Genomic DNA, 16,155 nt, shown 5'->3' with positions numbered 1-16,155 from the left:
ACATTGCGCGTAAATATAGAAGAATAGTTGTCTAGTTATAAAGGAGGATTCTCGTATGACCAAGTCATTAGAAGGAAAAACAGCATTTATTACAGGGTCTGCAAGTGGGATTGGATTAGAAATCGCGAAGGCGTTTGCACAAGAAGGCGCTAAGGTTGTGATCTCAGATCTAAATGCTAGTAAAAGCGAAGAAGTGGCTGCTGAATTAAGGGAGCAAGGATTTGAAGCATTATCGGCGCCATGTGATGTGACCGACGAGGAAGCATTTAAAAATAGTCTTCAGTCAGCTTATAAAGCATATGGCAGTATTGATATTTTAGTCAATAATGCAGGAATGCAGTTTGTATCACCAATTGAGGAATTTCCCACTGAGAAATTTGAATTACTGGTAAAAATCATGTTAACCGCCCCATTTATTGGGATTAAAAATGTATTCCCAATCATGAAGAAACAAGGCTTTGGAAGAGTAATCAATATGGCTTCCATTAATGGTGTGATCGGGTTTGCTGGCAAGGCTGCCTACAATAGTGCCAAACACGGTGTCATTGGTTTGACAAAGGTTGCAGCATTGGAAGGTGCAGCAGACGGAATCACCGTAAATGCTTTATGTCCTGGTTACGTGGATACACCACTAGTAAGAAACCAATTGGGAGATTTGGCTAAAACAAGAAATGTCAGCTTAGACAGTGTAATTGAAGAAGTACTCTTCCCGCTGGTTCCACAAAGAAGGCTATTATCCGTAACAGAAATTGCTGATTATGCGGTCTTTTTAGCAAGTGATAAAGGAAGAGGCGTTACAGGTCAAGCAGTTATTCTAGATGGCGGCTACACTGCTCAATAATTCCAAATAGAGAATCCTATTCGATTGATCGAATAGGATTTTATTATTCTATGAAAATGCTCCCAGTCGCTCAAACAAACGTCTACGTTTGGTATAATTTTAATATCTAATGTGCAAAGGTGGGAAAAGAATGTACCAAGGATTTGAGAAGATCCCCCAAAATTGGCATGAACAAATGATTCATCTATTAGCGGAACGAATCGTAGTCGTCGATGATAATGGTATTATTCTTTATATAAATGAGGCGTATTGCCAGTTTTTAGGAACGACGATTAAAGATGCGGTCAACCGGCCTGTACAGGATGTCATCGAAAATACCCGCATGCACATCGTTGCCAAAACAGGACAAAAAGAGCTTGCTGCTCTTCATCCGATTAATGGAAGTGAAATGATAGCAAACCGTTTCCCAATTATTGAGGATGGTAAAATCGTCGGAGCGGTGGGAACAGTCATGTTTCGTTCCCCTGAGGAATGGCGAATGTATAGAACAAAAATACAGGGTCTAGTAGAAGAATTAAAGTACTATAAAACCAAACTTGAAAAAGAGCTGAAAAGTAAGTACAAATTCAATGATTTAATTGGAAAAAGCTCTACTTTTCTAGCAACCAAAAAACTAGCAGAAAGAATATCAGGAAGCAACTCATCCGTTTTACTAATCGGCGATTCTGGAACAGGCAAGGAATTATTCGCTCATGCCATTCATAATAGCAGCATGCGTGCCTCCTTACCCTTTGTTGCGATCAATTGTGCTTCAATACCTGAACATTTACTAGAATCGGAACTGTTTGGTTATGATGACGGTGCGTTTACAGGAGCAAAGAAAGGCGGAAAGAAGGGGCAGTTCGAAATTGCCAACAATGGTACACTTTTTCTAGATGAAATAGGCGACATGCCACTTTCGATGCAAAGTAAGCTTTTGAGGGTGCTGCAGGAAAAAGAGATTCAGCGAGTCGGAGGTCAAAAGTCTATTACAGTAGATGTGCGAATCATTGCAGCAACACACCGGGATTTAGAGATGCTGGTGGAAGAAGGAAAGTTTCGTCAGGATTTGTATTATCGATTAAATGTCATCAAAATAGAAATTCCCCCTCTTAGAGAACGAAAAGAGGATATTCCGCTAATCTCTCAAAGCTTATTGAAGAAGTTAGAGGGGAAATTTTACCGCAAAGGAATTGAGCTATCTACTGTGGTAGAAGAGAGACTAATGGAGCATTCATGGCCGGGAAACATCCGGGAACTTGAGAATGTCTTGGAACGATCCATCAATGTTCTGGATGGGAAAACGATTGAAATGGTCCACCTGCCATTATACTTACGTGACATGGAACCGGATTTTGTTAAGGGAGCTAATACCCAGAATCTTGAGACGACGCCAAAACCGCTATTACCGATTTTCTCATTAAAAGAAACACTTGCTCATGCCGAGAAGAAAGCCATTTTAAATGCATTAGAGGTGACAAATGGCAATAAGCAGGAGGCTGCTAAACTACTGGAAATTGGGAAAACTAGTTTCTATGAAAAATGTAAATTGTATGCTATTAGATAGTAACAATAATTAATTTGGGACTTCATTTCCAACTCGAAAAGAGTAGGTGGAAGTAAGTCGATCTTGTTAGGGTGTCAGGCACCAGCCGTGGACAAATGTCCACGGCTGGTGCCTGACACCCTTTTTTAAGCTATTCTTATTGGCAGTTCATATTCAATTCATATATTCTTTGTATAATCGAGTTTGTAATTGAGAATGTAGACTTGAAATTAACGTGACCTTTAGAAGGGATGTAAATATATATGACGGAAGTGAAGATTGAGAAGGGCTGGCGCCAATTTATTCGATTGGTTCAGCATACCAATCCATCTAAATTGCTCCTTGGTATCGCTCTTTTATTAAGTGTAGGTACCACAATAGTGGGGCTATTGGTCCCGCTGTTTACAAAAAATCTTATTAATGATTTTTCGATTAGTTCTTTAAGTACGGGTAGGATTATTCTTCTTGTTACTGCGCTTTTACTACAAGCAGTGGCTAGCGGGATATCCATCTATTTATTAAATCATCTCGGCCAATCAGTTGTGGCCGGGATTCGAGACAGTTTATGGAAAAAGCTGCTCGTCTTACCGGTACCGTTTTATGATGAAAATCAAACCGGCGAAACCGTCAGTAGAATGACCAATGATACAGCCGTGGTCAAAGGATTAATTACCGATCATCTCGCAAATTTCCTATCAGGAACCATTTCCATCATTGGTTCGATTGTTGTTTTGCTGCTATTGGATTGGAAAATGGCTTTGCTCATGTTTATAGCACTGCCTCTTGCAGCAGTAATATTAATGACACTTGGAAGAAAGATGCATCAGGTATCAAAAGGGATGCAAACCGAAACAGCACGTTTTACCTCAGTTCTCCAGCAAGTTTTATCAGAAATACGATTAGTCAAAGCTTCCAACGCCGAGGCTATCGAGTATAAGAATGGTAAAAACGGGATCACCCAATTGTTTCAATATGGGTTGAAAGAGGCGAAGATTCAAGCATTAATCACACCCCTGATTGGTTTAGTGATTATGGTATTACTAGTTGTCATTCTAGGTTACGGTGGAATGAGGGTATCATCAGGTGCATTAATGGCGGGTGATTTAGTTGCCTTTATTATGTATCTGTTTCAAATCGTCATGCCAATGGGACAATTAGCTGCCTTCTTTACCCAATTTCAAAAAGCAACCGGTGCCACAGAACGAATTATCGCCATCATGGATATGAACGAGGAAGAAGACCATTCGAATCAGGATGTTCATAATGTGAATCAATCGATCACTGTAGAGGATCTGAACTATTCTTATAAAAATGGGGAAGACGTACTTATGAATATTAGCTTTTCCGCAGAAGCAGGCAAGGTGACTGCGATTGTCGGTCCAAGCGGGAGCGGAAAAACGACCCTATTTTCTTTATTGGAGCGTTATTATCAACCGCAACAAGGCGCTATTCGTCTGGGGCAAGAACCGATTAATCAATTCTCCCTGTATTCCTGGAGAAGTCAAATTGGCTATGTATCACAGGAAAGCCCGATTGTTGTGGGAACGATTCGTGATAATATTTGTTACGGAATGGATAAAAAAATTGAGCAGGCAGATATCGAAAGGGTGGCAAAAATGGCCTATGCGGACCAATTTATTGCGGAACTGCCAAACGGGTATGATACAGAAGTTGGTGAAAGAGGAATAAAGTTATCGGGTGGGCAGCGTCAGAGGATTGCGATTGCTCGTGCCTTTTTAAGGGACCCCAAAATTTTAATGTTAGATGAAGCAACTTCCAGTCTTGATAGCAAATCAGAACGTGTTGTTCAACAGGCATTGCAAAATTTAATGAAGGGAAGAACCACCCTCGTAATTGCGCATCGTCTGTCAACGGTGATCGATTCTGATCAAATTATCTTTTTGGATAAAGGGAAAATTACCGGAAGCGGTACACATGAACAACTTTTAAGAACTCACTCCTTGTATCGTGAATTTGCTGAGCAGCAATTACGGATCAACGAACCTGCTTAATAGAAGGAAAGGAATGAGGATGAATGACAAAAGTTCTAATGGTCGATGATGATGCCAATATTCGCGAACTAATCCAACTTTTTTTAAAAAAAGAAGGGTTCGAACTTTATGAGGCATCAGATGGTGTAATGGCATTACAACTGATGGAAAAAGTAAAGATGGATTTAGCGATCATTGATATTATGATGCCAAATATGGATGGCTGGGAATTATGCAAAGAGCTGCGGGAATTTAGTGATATTCCCATCTTAATGCTGACCGCCAAAGGGGAAACAACACAAAAGCTGAAAGGATTCGAGTTGGGAGCGGACGATTATCTAGTTAAACCCTTTGACCCAATGGAGTTAACCGCTCGAGTTAAAGCATTATTAAAACGGTATAATATAACGGTTTCGCAAACGATTACGATTAATGAATTTAAATTGAATCGAAAAACACATGAAATTTCTTTTAAAAATAAGGAATATACGATTCCGTTGAAAGAATTCGAGCTGTTGTTTAAACTGGCCAGCTATCCTGGAAAAACGTTTTCACGAGAGGTGCTCATTGAAGACATTTGGGGCTATGACTATGAAGGAGACGAACGAACTGTCGATGTTCATATTAAAAGGTTAAGAGAGCGGTTTCCAGAAAGAGAATTCCCGTTCCGGATTCAGACGATTTGGGGATTAGGCTACCGCTTTGAGGTAAAATCATGAAGATTAAGCGCTTTTTTCAACATGTATTTGGGGTTGTCTTTTTCTTTGTATTTGTCTCTTTTGGTTTTTCAGCAGGTTATTTTATTGTCTCTGGCACTTATCGATTATTCGATTTTCATACATCCGATTACCTTCGTCATATGGCATCGGTAATTACTGGTTTATTGACGATGAGCTTAGTTGGTTTTCTTATATCTTTATTCACTCGTTCAAGGCGACGCAATCTCTTTCATGAAGTACTGGATGCTTTAAGTAGGATTTCTAAAGGTGATTTTAATGTATACCTCGATTTAAAGGCTGGTAAAAGAAATCAATTCACGAGTCTGATTGACCATATTAATCATATGGCTAAGCAATTAAAGCAGTTGGAAGAGATGCGGCAGGAGTTTATTTCTAATGTCTCACATGAAATTCAGTCGCCGCTGACGTCGATCATGGGTTTTGCAAGAGCACTTCAATATGGCCAGCTTTCGAGCGATGAAAGAAGTCATTATCTCAGTATTATTGAAACAGAAAGCAAAAGATTATCAAAATTAAGTGATAATCTTCTAAAACTAACTTCCCTAGAATCCAAGCATCATCCCTTTGAGCGACATAGCTATCGGTTAGACCAACAATTACGGACAATTATATTGGCCTGTGAACCACATTGGATTGAAAAGGAACTGGAACTGGATGTGTCCCTCGAGAAGGTCATCATCATTGCGGATGAAGATTTGATGAGCCAGGTATGGACCAATCTGATTCACAATAGTATTAAATTTACTCCCAAGCGCGGAAGTATTCGTGTCCATCTCCAGCAGGTCGATGACAAAACGATCGTGAAAATTTCCGATACGGGGATTGGCATCACGAAAAAAGATCAGATCCATGTTTTTGAACGATTCTACAAAGCAGATAAGGCAAGGGACCGGTCAAAAGGCGGCAGCGGTTTAGGACTCTCCATCGTAAAAAAAATCATCGAAATGCACGAAGGAACCATCTGTGTTGACAGCGAAGAAGGGAAGGGAACCACCTTCACCATTACACTATAAAAGCCATTTTTGTGTTGTTTTGGGTGTCAGGCACCGCTCGTGGACAAATGTCCACGAACGGTGCCTGACACCCTTTTTAAATTTATTGTTCTGATATACATAGGGAAAATCATATTTATAGGAAGATAAGTAAGTAATTTAGGTTATCTAACAATGGAGGAATGAGCGCTCGTGCCAATTGATTGGGATGAAAAGGATAGGATTTTTCATTTGTACAATGGCAAGATTAGTTATTTGATTCAAATTGTCCATGGTAAATATCCCGCTCATTTGTATTGGGGAAAGATGGTTAAGACGCTGCATCCTTCTTCCATTCTGGCGTTTAAAGGCAGGACTTTTTCGCCGACTACCGAACCTTCTCTTCCGCAATTTTCACTTGATACGCTACCACAGGAATATCCCGCTTTTGGGAACGGGGACTTTCGTTCGCCGGCTTATCAGATCCGTTCTGCTGACGGAACTACGGTAACGGACTTTGTCTTTGATTCTTATGAAATTTTTCAAGGAAAACATACGCTCGAGGGATTGCCGTCTGCTTATGTCGAGGATAATTCTGATGCTGAAACATTAGTGCTAACACTGGTAGATTCCATGCTTGGGATCGGGATGAATCTACATTATACAATTTATCGTGATTTTGATGTGATAACGAGATCGGTCTCCTTTGAGCATCTTGGCAGCCATGATGTGGAAATACATAAATGTATGAGTATGTCAGTCGACATTCATCAATCAGATTGGGATTGGCTGCACCTTTATGGAACATGGGGGCGTGAGCGTCACATTGAAAGGCAGCCACTTAACCACGGGATTCAAACGATTTCATCAGCTCGGGGTTCAAGCAGCCATCAACATAATCCTTTTGTTGCGCTGCTTTCAAAAGACACCAACGAAGAATATGGGGATGTATTTGGCATCAGTTTGGTCTACAGTGGGAATTTTCAAGCTTCCATCGAAGTGGATCCTTATCAAACTTCCAGACTTAGCATCGGCATAAATCCCTTTGATTTTACATGGGTGCTGCAGCCGGGGGAAACGTTTCAAACTCCTGAGGCTTTAATGGTTTATTCCTCGGACGGGCTTGGAGGAATGTCCAGGACTTATCATAAATTTCTGAGGGAAAGGGTTTGTCGAGGGGTATACCACGACAAAACACGCCCAATTCTCATTAATAACTGGGAAGCCACCTATTTTCATTTTAATGAAAAAAAACTTATCGACCTTGCGGATGCAGCAAAAGAGTTGGGCATTGAACTGTTTGTATTGGATGATGGCTGGTTTGGGCATCGTGACAATGATAAAAGTTCGTTGGGTGATTGGTTTGTTTTTAAGAAAAAACTTCCGAATGGTTTAAACGGATTGGCTGATTATATCCAAAAAAAGGGGATGCAATTTGGGTTATGGGTCGAGCCGGAAATGGTTTCTCCTGACAGTAATTTGTATCAGAAGCATCCCGAATGGTGTATCCATGTGCCGGGACGGAACCGAACACAGTCTAGAAATCAATTAATTCTTGATTTAAGCCGGGAAGACGTATGTAATTTTTTAATCGAAACGCTGACCGAAGTCTTTAGCAGTGCTAAGATCTCCTATGTGAAATGGGATATGAATCGAAATATGACGGAGGTGGGTTCGGCTGCGCTTCCACCTCATCGGCAAAAAGAAACCGCGCACCGTTATATGCTTGGCTTGTACCGAATTCTAGAAAAACTGACCGAACGATTTCCTAAGATTTTATTTGAAAGCTGTTCCGGAGGAGGCGGTCGCTTTGATCCTGGAATGCTCTATTATATGCCGCAAACCTGGACGAGTGATGATACTGATGCTGTTGAACGGCTTAAAATTCAATACGGAACAAGTCTCATTTATCCTGCCATTACAATGGGAGCACATGTATCAGATGTGCCGAATCACCAGGTCGGTAGAACCACACCGCTTTTAATGAGATGCCATGTGGCGATGGCTGCAAATTTGGGGTTTGAATTAAATATCGACAGGCTGAGTAGTGATGATAAGGAGGTGGTAATGGAGCAAATCAAACGATATCATCAAATCAAGGATATTGTCTGTTTTGGTGACTTATTCAGGCTGTTAAGTCCGTTTGATGGAATGGATTCGGCGTGGATGTATGTTTCACCGAATCAGGAAAGGGCTGCTGTTTTTTACTTTAAAACGTTGGCAACACCAAATCCACCGTTTTTTCGGCTGAAGTTGCGTGGGCTAAAGTCGGATGAGATGTATAGAGTAAATAGGGGAGAACAGGATTATGTGGGCGATGAGCTAATGAAAATTGGATTAATGCTGCCACTGATAAAAAGAGATTTTACCTCGATTATTTACCACATTGAAGCATTCGAAAAGTAATCAAATAAAAAATACGAGCATTACCTTATATATCTCAATTAAAATTCACAATTTTGACATGCCATCTACCTGTGCAAAAAAATATTTTTGGTATATGCTTAAGTAGAAAATATAATAGCAGGCTTAGAGACTTGGAGAAAGCCATAAAAACCCTTGGGAATGATTATTACTATTCCTATGCGTTTTTATGGCTTTTTTGTGTGCAAAAATACCCCTTAAGATGGAGCTGGGAGGATTGGGTATGGGACAAAAACTGGAAACAGAAGTAATAGTAATAGGTGGAGGAATGACGGGAGCAGGAGTGCTTCGCGGTCTCTCCTTACGTGACATAAAAGCGATATTAATCGAGCAACAGGACTTGGGACATGGAACTTCCACACGAAATCATGGTCTGCTCCATTCGGGTGCACGATATGCTGTTCGCGATGAGGAAGCGGCAATTGAAAGTTATCGAGAAAACCTAATCTTAAAAAAAACGATTCCAGGTTCAATCGAGCAAACAGGAGGTTTATTCGTAAAAGTTCCTGAAGATGATGTTCAATATATTCAAAAATGGCTGGCGTCTTGTGAAAAGGTGGGTATTCCTGTTGAAGAAATACCTGTTGCCCACGCCTTACAGCAAGAACCTTTTTTAAATAAGGACGTGCAAGCTGTGTATCGGGTCCCAGATGGTGCGGTCGACTGTTTTACAATGGTGGTTGACGTGGTGGCCGACGCGGTAAAACATGGTGCAAAGGCGTTGACTTACCATGAGGTGGTTGATGTTTTAACGGAGCAACACCGGGTCATTGGTGTACAGGTTTGTGACGTCTTTACAGGGGAGAAAAAAGAAATTTTTGCTCAGCTGGTTGTTAATGCAGCAGGTCCTTGGGGGGCGGAAATTGCCCAATTAGCCGGGATTCCCTTAAGAATGATTAATAATAAAGGGATGCTCGCAATTTTTAGCCATCGGATCAATAAGCAAGTCATTAATCGTCTGCGCATGCCCGGAGATGCTGACATTTTCGTTCCGGCCCATAATGTGACAATCTTTGGTACAACTGGAATGAATGTCGAAGATCCGAATGACTTTTCCTTAAACCGACAAGAGCTCGAGGGAATGTTGGCTGAAGGGAAAAAGTTAATTCCAAAGATCAATGAATTACGGTTGATTCGTGCTTTTAGCGGCAGCCGTCCACTATATCAAGAATCGAATGTTGCTGATGCGAGTGGGAGGAATGTTACCCGTGGAGTTGCGTTATTAGACCATCATACACGCGATGGATTGGACGGATTAGTCACGATTACAGGCGGGAAGTTGACAACCTTCCGCTTTATGGCGGAAAAAACAGTCGATTTAATTTGCGAAAAGCTCGGGGTAAGGGCCAACTGCACCACAGACCAGGAAATGGTCCCTCATCGGAACGCTGATGAGTTTTTCAAAGAAGTGGATATGGCTCCTGCTGCAAAACAAAAATTATTTCATTGGGCCGGTACGAAGGCAAAGAAAATTGAATCAGCCTTAAAAGAGAAGCATTCAAATGTTGTCGTTTGTGAGTGTGAGCAAGTAACCTGGGCAGAAATTGAATCAGTCTTACCAGAGGAAGGCCGATTTCATCTAGGGGATATTCGACGTAGAACCCGCTTAGGTATGGGACCGTGTCAAGGAACCTTCTGCAATCACCGGGCAGCTGCACTAGCTGTTGAGAAAGGAAAGACGACGATTGAGGAGGCTGGATGGGCACTTCACCATGCAGTTTTTGAAAGGAAAAAAGGTATGGATGTGGTTGCTACGGGTGAAACCGCGAAGCAATTGCAGTTGATGGAAACGATTTATAAAGTTTCTTTAGGACTCGGAGAGGGGGATTATCAACATGTATGATGTGGTTGTTTTAGGTCAAGGGTTATCGGGATTGATTTCTGCCATTTGGGCAAAAGAACAAGGGTATAGCACGGCATTAGTAGCCACTGGAACAGGGAAAATTATTCAATCAACCGGGGTGATGGACCTAATCCCTGGATCAGTGGAGGGATTAAATGAATGGGCTGAGCTTTATCAAATGAGTAATTTGCAACTATCTCAATTGACAAGAGCAATGGAACAATTTAAAACCTTAACGAAAAAATTAGGATATCCTTACGAGGGTGAAATCGAGAAACTCTCTTCGATTGTTACCGGTTCCGGCCATGTGAAAAAGACAGCACTATACCCTGAGACCATTTCTCCCCTTCCAGAAAAAGGTCATGTTGTGATCGTTGGGTTTGAGGAAGTAGTCGATTTTCAGCCCGCTTATATTAAAGGGAATTTACAAAAGGCTAGACCTCAGCTAACAATTGATGTGTTAAAAATTAAGTTAGAAAATCACTCGCAACGGACGATGACACAATTAGATGCGGCACGGCTATTGGATCAAAAGGGAATTCGGAACAACTGCATCAACCAAATTAAAAGGCGTATTGTTGAAAAGAATATCAGGCAGGGCGATATGTTTATTTTTCCAGCATTACTTGGGGTTGAGCAATGGAAAGAAACAATGGAACAGTTTTCTTTTGAACTTAATGCAAAGATCACGGAGGCACCCGGCATGCCACCGAATACGACAGCCATCCGTCTCTATGAACGTTTGAAAAAAGAAGCAGTAAAATTAGGTGTGAGATTTTATGCTGACACCACCGTTACTGGGTGCACCATTGACGGAGAAGAAATCAAATCGTTAACTATCCATACCGCAAATAGATTGACGAGCCTTAGCGGGAAACAATTTATCCTTGCAACCGGAGGGATTCTAGGTGGTGGATTGGAAGTAACGCCGGAAGGGTTAAAGGAAACGGCTTTACGATTGGAAACAGATGAAAAGGGAGCACTGCTTCATTGTCCAACCAACCTCTACCCAGTAGGTGCAAGCAAGGGTATTCAGGTTACGCAAAACGGTATTACCGGAGGCATTTTTACCCTCTTATCAATCTATGAAATGATCGAACAACTTCGCCAGCAAATGATGTTAGGGGGAACACGTAGTGCTTGAGTTGCAATTTGCTGAATCCACATTTGATAAGTGTCTTAAATGTAATGCCTGTGTTGCAAGCTGTCCTGTTTCCAATACATCGTTGGAATTCGGCGGCCCGAAACATTTAGGTCCTGAGTTAAAAAGGCTTATGGATAATCAACAACTCATCGACGATAAACGAATAGAATTATGTACGTTATGTGGCAATTGCGACATGGCTTGTCCGGAGAATGTCCATGTATCGACGTTGACCGCTTATTTAAAAGCGATTCATGTGGAGAAGTCGGGAACAAAATTCCGTGACTTGGTGTTAAGTAATGCTGAAATGGTAGGAAAACTGGCTTCCGCGTTTGCACCTGTTACGAATCTTGCCATGGGAATGAAACCTGTACGAAAGGTGATGGAGATCGTCATGGGCATTCCTGCAGAGAGGCAATTTCCAAAGTATCGTTTTAATAATTTCAACCGTGTCTATAACAGAAAGTATGCCTTTACTGAGCGCAAAGTCGCTTATTTTGTGGGTTGTTATGCGACTTATAATGCACCTGAAGTAGCAGAAAGCTTCATTAAGGTGATGGAGCATAATGGCATTGAGGTGGTTAAACCCAACCAAAAATGCTGCGGTGTGCCAATGTTCGCTAACGGACAAATGAAACAAGGACTGAAAAATGCAAACGATAATATTAATAGCTTTTTAGAATTTACTCGCCAAGGCTATGATATAGTCGTCACCTGTACAAGCTGCACCCTTGCACTTAAAAAAGAGTATGTAGCATATGTAAAGACAGAAGAAGCAAAAGAATTGGCCGGCCATGTCTATGATGCGGATGAATATTTGCTCATGCTAAAGGAAAATGGAGAGCTTAACATGGAATTTGCTCCAATGAATGATCGAGCAGGATACTATGCTCCATGCCATATGAAAGCACAAGGAATCGGAAATCCGGCCATGGATATTTTAGAGCTAATTCCCGGCTATGAAATTACTGACGTAGGAGCAGGCTGCTGCGGGCAATGTGGCACTTTTGGATTTAAAACGGAAAAATATGATGTTTCGATGAAAATTGGCCGACCGATGGCTGAAACAGTGGAGGAATTGGATGCAGATTATACCGTTACAGAATGTGGAATGTGTAAAAATCAACTTGACCAACTGACTGAAAAAGCGGTTAAACACCCCATGCAAATCGTAGCAGAATCATATGAACGTGAAAAAGTATTGGTATAATATCCGCTTAAACACGTTTCGACATTATCAATCTAAGTAAATCTAATTAAAGACTGTATAGAGGGATAAAAGTGTTATAAAATAATAGAATAAGAGAACGAAGATGAAAGGTGAACAATGGGGATGAGCTTCTTTGGACAAAAGGTGTTACCCGCAATTAGAAAAATAGAAGATGTTGAAAAAATGATGACAAGTAATTATGAGTATCTTGTCATTTTGGATATGCATGTTTCCAGACTGAAACCCATTTTTCAAATGGCTAAGGCCAACCATAAAAAGTTAATTATTCATATGGATTTAATTCATGGTCTAAAAAGTGATGAATACTCCACCGAATTTATTTGTCAGGAATTTAAGCCATTTGGACTGATTTCAACTAAGGGGAGCGTTATTCTGAAAGCGAGGCAGAAAGGCGTAATTTCGGTGCAGCGTCTGTTTTTATTAGACACGAGTTCGATCGAAAAGAGTTTCGCGTTAATCGAACGGACCCAGCCCGATTTTATTGAAGTGTTACCTGGAATTATGCCGAAAATTATTAAGGATATTCGCAATCGAACGCAAAGGGAAGTATTTGCCGGAGGATTTATCGATACGATTGAAGAGGTAGAACAAGCATTTGCAGCAGGAGCAATCACAGTAACAACATCCAAAAAAGATTTATGGAAATATTTTGAGCCAGAAAAGAAAAAGTAATAGAATACTAAATTGTACTCAAAAGACATTCTTTATTTTCATAGAGAATGCCTTTTTATGTTGGTTTTCGGCTACTATAGTAGATTAATATAGGTAAATAATGAGTAAAACATGAAGATTATGTGAATGTGTTGACAGCGCTTTCAGGCAAACGTTATACTAGTGATTAAGTTGATAATATGTGAAGAAGAGCCAGAGACTCACGGAATTCCCCTTTTTTGGGATATTTCTGTGTGTCTTTTTTGTTTTTTTCTGGATTATTTTCAACGGATTAAGATGTTTTTAAAAAAAGAGGAGGTTTATGATGACAGCTTTTTGGGGTGAATTAATTGGTACGGCTATTTTAATTACGTTAGGTGCTGGCGTGTGCGCAGGTGTGAATCTGAAGAAAACACTCTCTAATGGCAGTGGTTGGATTGTGATTACGTTTGGTTGGGGATTTGCGGTAGCCGTTGCTGCATACTCAGTAGGTAAATTTAGTGGCGCCCATCTAAATCCTGCTTTAACCGTGGCGCTGGCGTTTACCGGTGATCTTCCGTGGAAAGAAGTCCCATCGTATATTTTCGGTCAAGTAATTGGAGCAATGATTGGGGCGATAATTATTTATTTCCAATACCTTCCACATTGGAAAGTGACAGAAGATCAAGGGGCGAAGTTAGGTACATTTGCAACAGGTCCTGCCATTCCGCATACTTTTGCAAATTTAATTAGTGAAATTATTGGTACATTTATTCTTGTTTTAGGAATATTAGCGATTGGTGCAAATAAATTTACTGATGGACTAAATCCACTTGTGGTAGGCTTCCTTATTGTTAGTATCGGTTTGAGTCTTGGGGGAACAACAGGATATGCGATCAATCCCGCCCGTGACTTTGGTCCAAGGTTAGCACATGCCCTTCTTCCGATTCCGGGAAAAGGAAGTTCTAACTGGGGATATTCATGGATTCCCATTGTAGGCCCAATCCTTGGAGGAAGTTTGGGAGGATTATTTTATAAAGCGGCCTTTCTCGGTAAAACAGAAATGAGTCTTTGGTTTATAATAGGGGCAATTGTAGTTGTTCTTGCGATCGCTTCCGTAATGGGAAAGAAACCTCAGGAAACGGTCCGCGTAGAAAAAGTCAGTGCATAATTTTAATTAAAGGGAGAGTTTATATATGGAAAAATACATTTTATCATTAGATCAAGGTACAACAAGTTCACGTGCTATTCTTTTTAATAAAGAAGGAAAGATTGTCCAAGTCGCTCAGCAGGAATTTCAACAATTCTTCCCTCAACCAGGTTGGGTAGAACATAATGCAAATGAAATTTGGGGTTCGATCCTAGCGGTAATGGCTTCTTGTTTGGCCGGGGCTAATGTAAAACCAGAACAAGTGGCTGGAATCGGTATTACAAACCAACGGGAAACAGCCGTTGTCTGGGAAAAAGAAACTGGCCAACCGATATATCATGCCATTGTTTGGCAATCCCGCCAAACAGCAGCGATTTGTGAAGAATTGAAAGCAAAAGGATATGATCAATTATTCAGGGATAAAACAGGCCTTTTAATTGATGCTTATTTCTCTGGAACAAAAGTGAAATGGATTCTTGATAATGTAGAAGGTGCAAGAGAAAAAGCAGAACGTGGAGAACTGCTATTTGGAACGATTGATACATGGCTTATTTGGAAACTATCTGGTGGAAAAGCCCATGTAACAGATTACTCCAATGCATCGAGAACATTGATGTACAATATTCATGACCTTAAATGGGATGAAGAGTTATTAGATATTCTTTCTGTGCCTGCTTCGATGCTTCCAGAAGTTCGCCCATCTTCAGAAGTATACTCAGAAACAGTTGATTACCATTTCTTTGGCTGTAATGTGCCAATTGCCGGAGTTGCGGGTGACCAGCAAGCAGCGCTATTCGGTCAAGCATGTTATGATAAAGGAATGGCGAAAAATACTTATGGAACTGGCTGCTTTATGTTAATGAATACCGGAGAACAAGCAGTAAAATCAGAGCACGGTTTGTTAACAACAATTGCATGGGGTATTAACGGAAAAGTAGAATATGCATTAGAAGGAAGTATCTTTGTTGCCGGATCTGCCATTCAATGGCTTCGTGATGGGCTCCGGATGTTTAGAAACGCTGAAGAGAGCGAGAAATTTGCTACTAGTGTAGCATCTACTGACGGTGTTTATGTCGTTCCAGCATTCGTCGGTTTAGGAACACCTTATTGGGATAGTGATGTACGTGGTTCGGTCTTTGGCTTAACACGTGGTACAACGAAAGAACACTTTGTTCGCGCAACGTTAGAATCCCTTGCTTATCAAACAAAGGATGTCTTAACGTCTATGGAGGCGGATTCAGGTATTTCGCTTAAAGCTTTGCGTGTAGACGGTGGAGCTGTTGCTAATAACTTTTTAATGCAATTCCAAAGCGATGTGTTAGATGTTCCAGTGGAACGTCCAGAAATAAAAGAAACCACAGCATTAGGAGCTGCATATTTAGCAGGATTAGCGGTAGGTTATTGGGAAAGCCAAGAAGAAATCGCTACTCAATGGAATATGGATAAAGCATTTACACCAGATATGGCTGAAGAGGATCGAAACAATTTATATACAGGTTGGAAAAAGGCTGTAAACGCAGCTAGGGCTTTTAAATAATCGTAATCTATGGTAAACTATACTTAAGTTAATATTTTGGCGGGAGAAACTCGAGAGGCCACAACAAAGCAATGGATTTAATATCATTGTGATTGTTGTGGCCTCTTTTTTTTATCCCCATTGGAGGT

General features: G+C 40.8%; 12 protein-coding genes. All 12 read left to right on the top strand.

Translation table 11 applies throughout. The features are described 5' to 3' along the window. Positions 1–55: 55 nt before the first annotated feature. The 12 genes from J7E77_RS10760 to glpK all read left to right on the top strand — a co-directional run bounded on the left by J7E77_RS10760 (position 56) and on the right by glpK (position 16,027). Positions 56–841 (top strand): 3-hydroxybutyrate dehydrogenase, encoded by a 786-nt coding sequence (locus tag J7E77_RS10760; protein WP_214714161.1) that lies wholly within the window; start codon positions 56–58, stop codon positions 839–841. Between the two features lie 130 nt (positions 842–971). After that, complete coding sequence (locus J7E77_RS10755; RefSeq protein ID WP_214714159.1) at positions 972–2,387, top strand: sigma-54 interaction domain-containing protein; 1,416 nt, start codon at positions 972–974, stop codon at positions 2,385–2,387. Positions 2,388–2,629: 242 nt separating this feature from the next. Beyond that, positions 2,630–4,378 (top strand): ABC transporter ATP-binding protein, encoded by a 1,749-nt coding sequence (locus J7E77_RS10750; protein WP_214714157.1) that lies wholly within the window; start codon positions 2,630–2,632, stop codon positions 4,376–4,378. Between the two features lie 23 nt (positions 4,379–4,401). Continuing rightward, entirely contained in the window at positions 4,402–5,076 is a 675-nt protein-coding gene (locus J7E77_RS10745) for a response regulator transcription factor (RefSeq protein WP_214714155.1), read from the top strand. Continuing rightward, positions 5,073–6,110 carry a sensor histidine kinase gene (locus J7E77_RS10740; RefSeq protein ID WP_251026974.1) on the top strand — a complete coding sequence of 346 codons (1,038 nt, stop codon included), beginning with the start codon at positions 5,073–5,075 and terminating at the stop codon, positions 6,108–6,110. The genes J7E77_RS10745 and J7E77_RS10740 overlap by 4 nt, the downstream gene beginning before the upstream one ends. 171 nt (positions 6,111–6,281) lie before the next feature. Next, the gene (locus J7E77_RS10735) at positions 6,282–8,474 is read left to right on the top strand and encodes an alpha-galactosidase (RefSeq protein ID WP_214714153.1); all 2,193 of its coding nucleotides are present in this window, start codon (positions 6,282–6,284) and stop codon (positions 8,472–8,474) included. A 241-nt stretch (positions 8,475–8,715) separates the two neighbouring features. Further along, the gene (gene glpA / locus J7E77_RS10730; protein WP_214714151.1) at positions 8,716–10,335 is read left to right on the top strand and encodes an anaerobic glycerol-3-phosphate dehydrogenase subunit GlpA; all 1,620 of its coding nucleotides are present in this window, start codon (positions 8,716–8,718) and stop codon (positions 10,333–10,335) included. After that, the gene (locus J7E77_RS10725; protein WP_214714149.1) at positions 10,328–11,479 is read left to right on the top strand and encodes an FAD-binding protein; all 1,152 of its coding nucleotides are present in this window, start codon (positions 10,328–10,330) and stop codon (positions 11,477–11,479) included. The genes glpA and J7E77_RS10725 overlap by 8 nt, the downstream gene beginning before the upstream one ends. Next, positions 11,472–12,689, top strand: coding sequence for an anaerobic glycerol-3-phosphate dehydrogenase subunit C (locus J7E77_RS10720; RefSeq protein ID WP_214714147.1), 1,218 nt, complete (start codon positions 11,472–11,474; stop codon positions 12,687–12,689). Before J7E77_RS10725 ends, J7E77_RS10720 begins: the two co-directional genes overlap by 8 nt. A gap of 123 nt (positions 12,690–12,812) precedes the next feature. Next, positions 12,813–13,382 (top strand): glycerol-3-phosphate responsive antiterminator, encoded by a 570-nt coding sequence (locus J7E77_RS10715; RefSeq protein ID WP_214714145.1) that lies wholly within the window; start codon positions 12,813–12,815, stop codon positions 13,380–13,382. Positions 13,383–13,686: 304 nt separating this feature from the next. Next, positions 13,687–14,511 (top strand): MIP/aquaporin family protein, encoded by an 825-nt coding sequence (locus J7E77_RS10710; RefSeq protein ID WP_214714143.1) that lies wholly within the window; start codon positions 13,687–13,689, stop codon positions 14,509–14,511. A gap of 25 nt (positions 14,512–14,536) precedes the next feature. Further along, positions 14,537–16,027: a glycerol kinase GlpK gene (glpK, locus tag J7E77_RS10705; protein ID WP_214714141.1), complete on the top strand. Its 1,491-nt coding sequence runs from the start codon at positions 14,537–14,539 to the stop codon at positions 16,025–16,027. Positions 16,028–16,155 lie beyond the last annotated feature (128 nt).

This window comes from Bacillus sp. ISL-77, assembly GCF_018613105.1.
The sequence above is the reverse complement of the archived record's forward strand: the minus strand, read 5'-3'. Positions and strand labels throughout refer to the sequence as shown.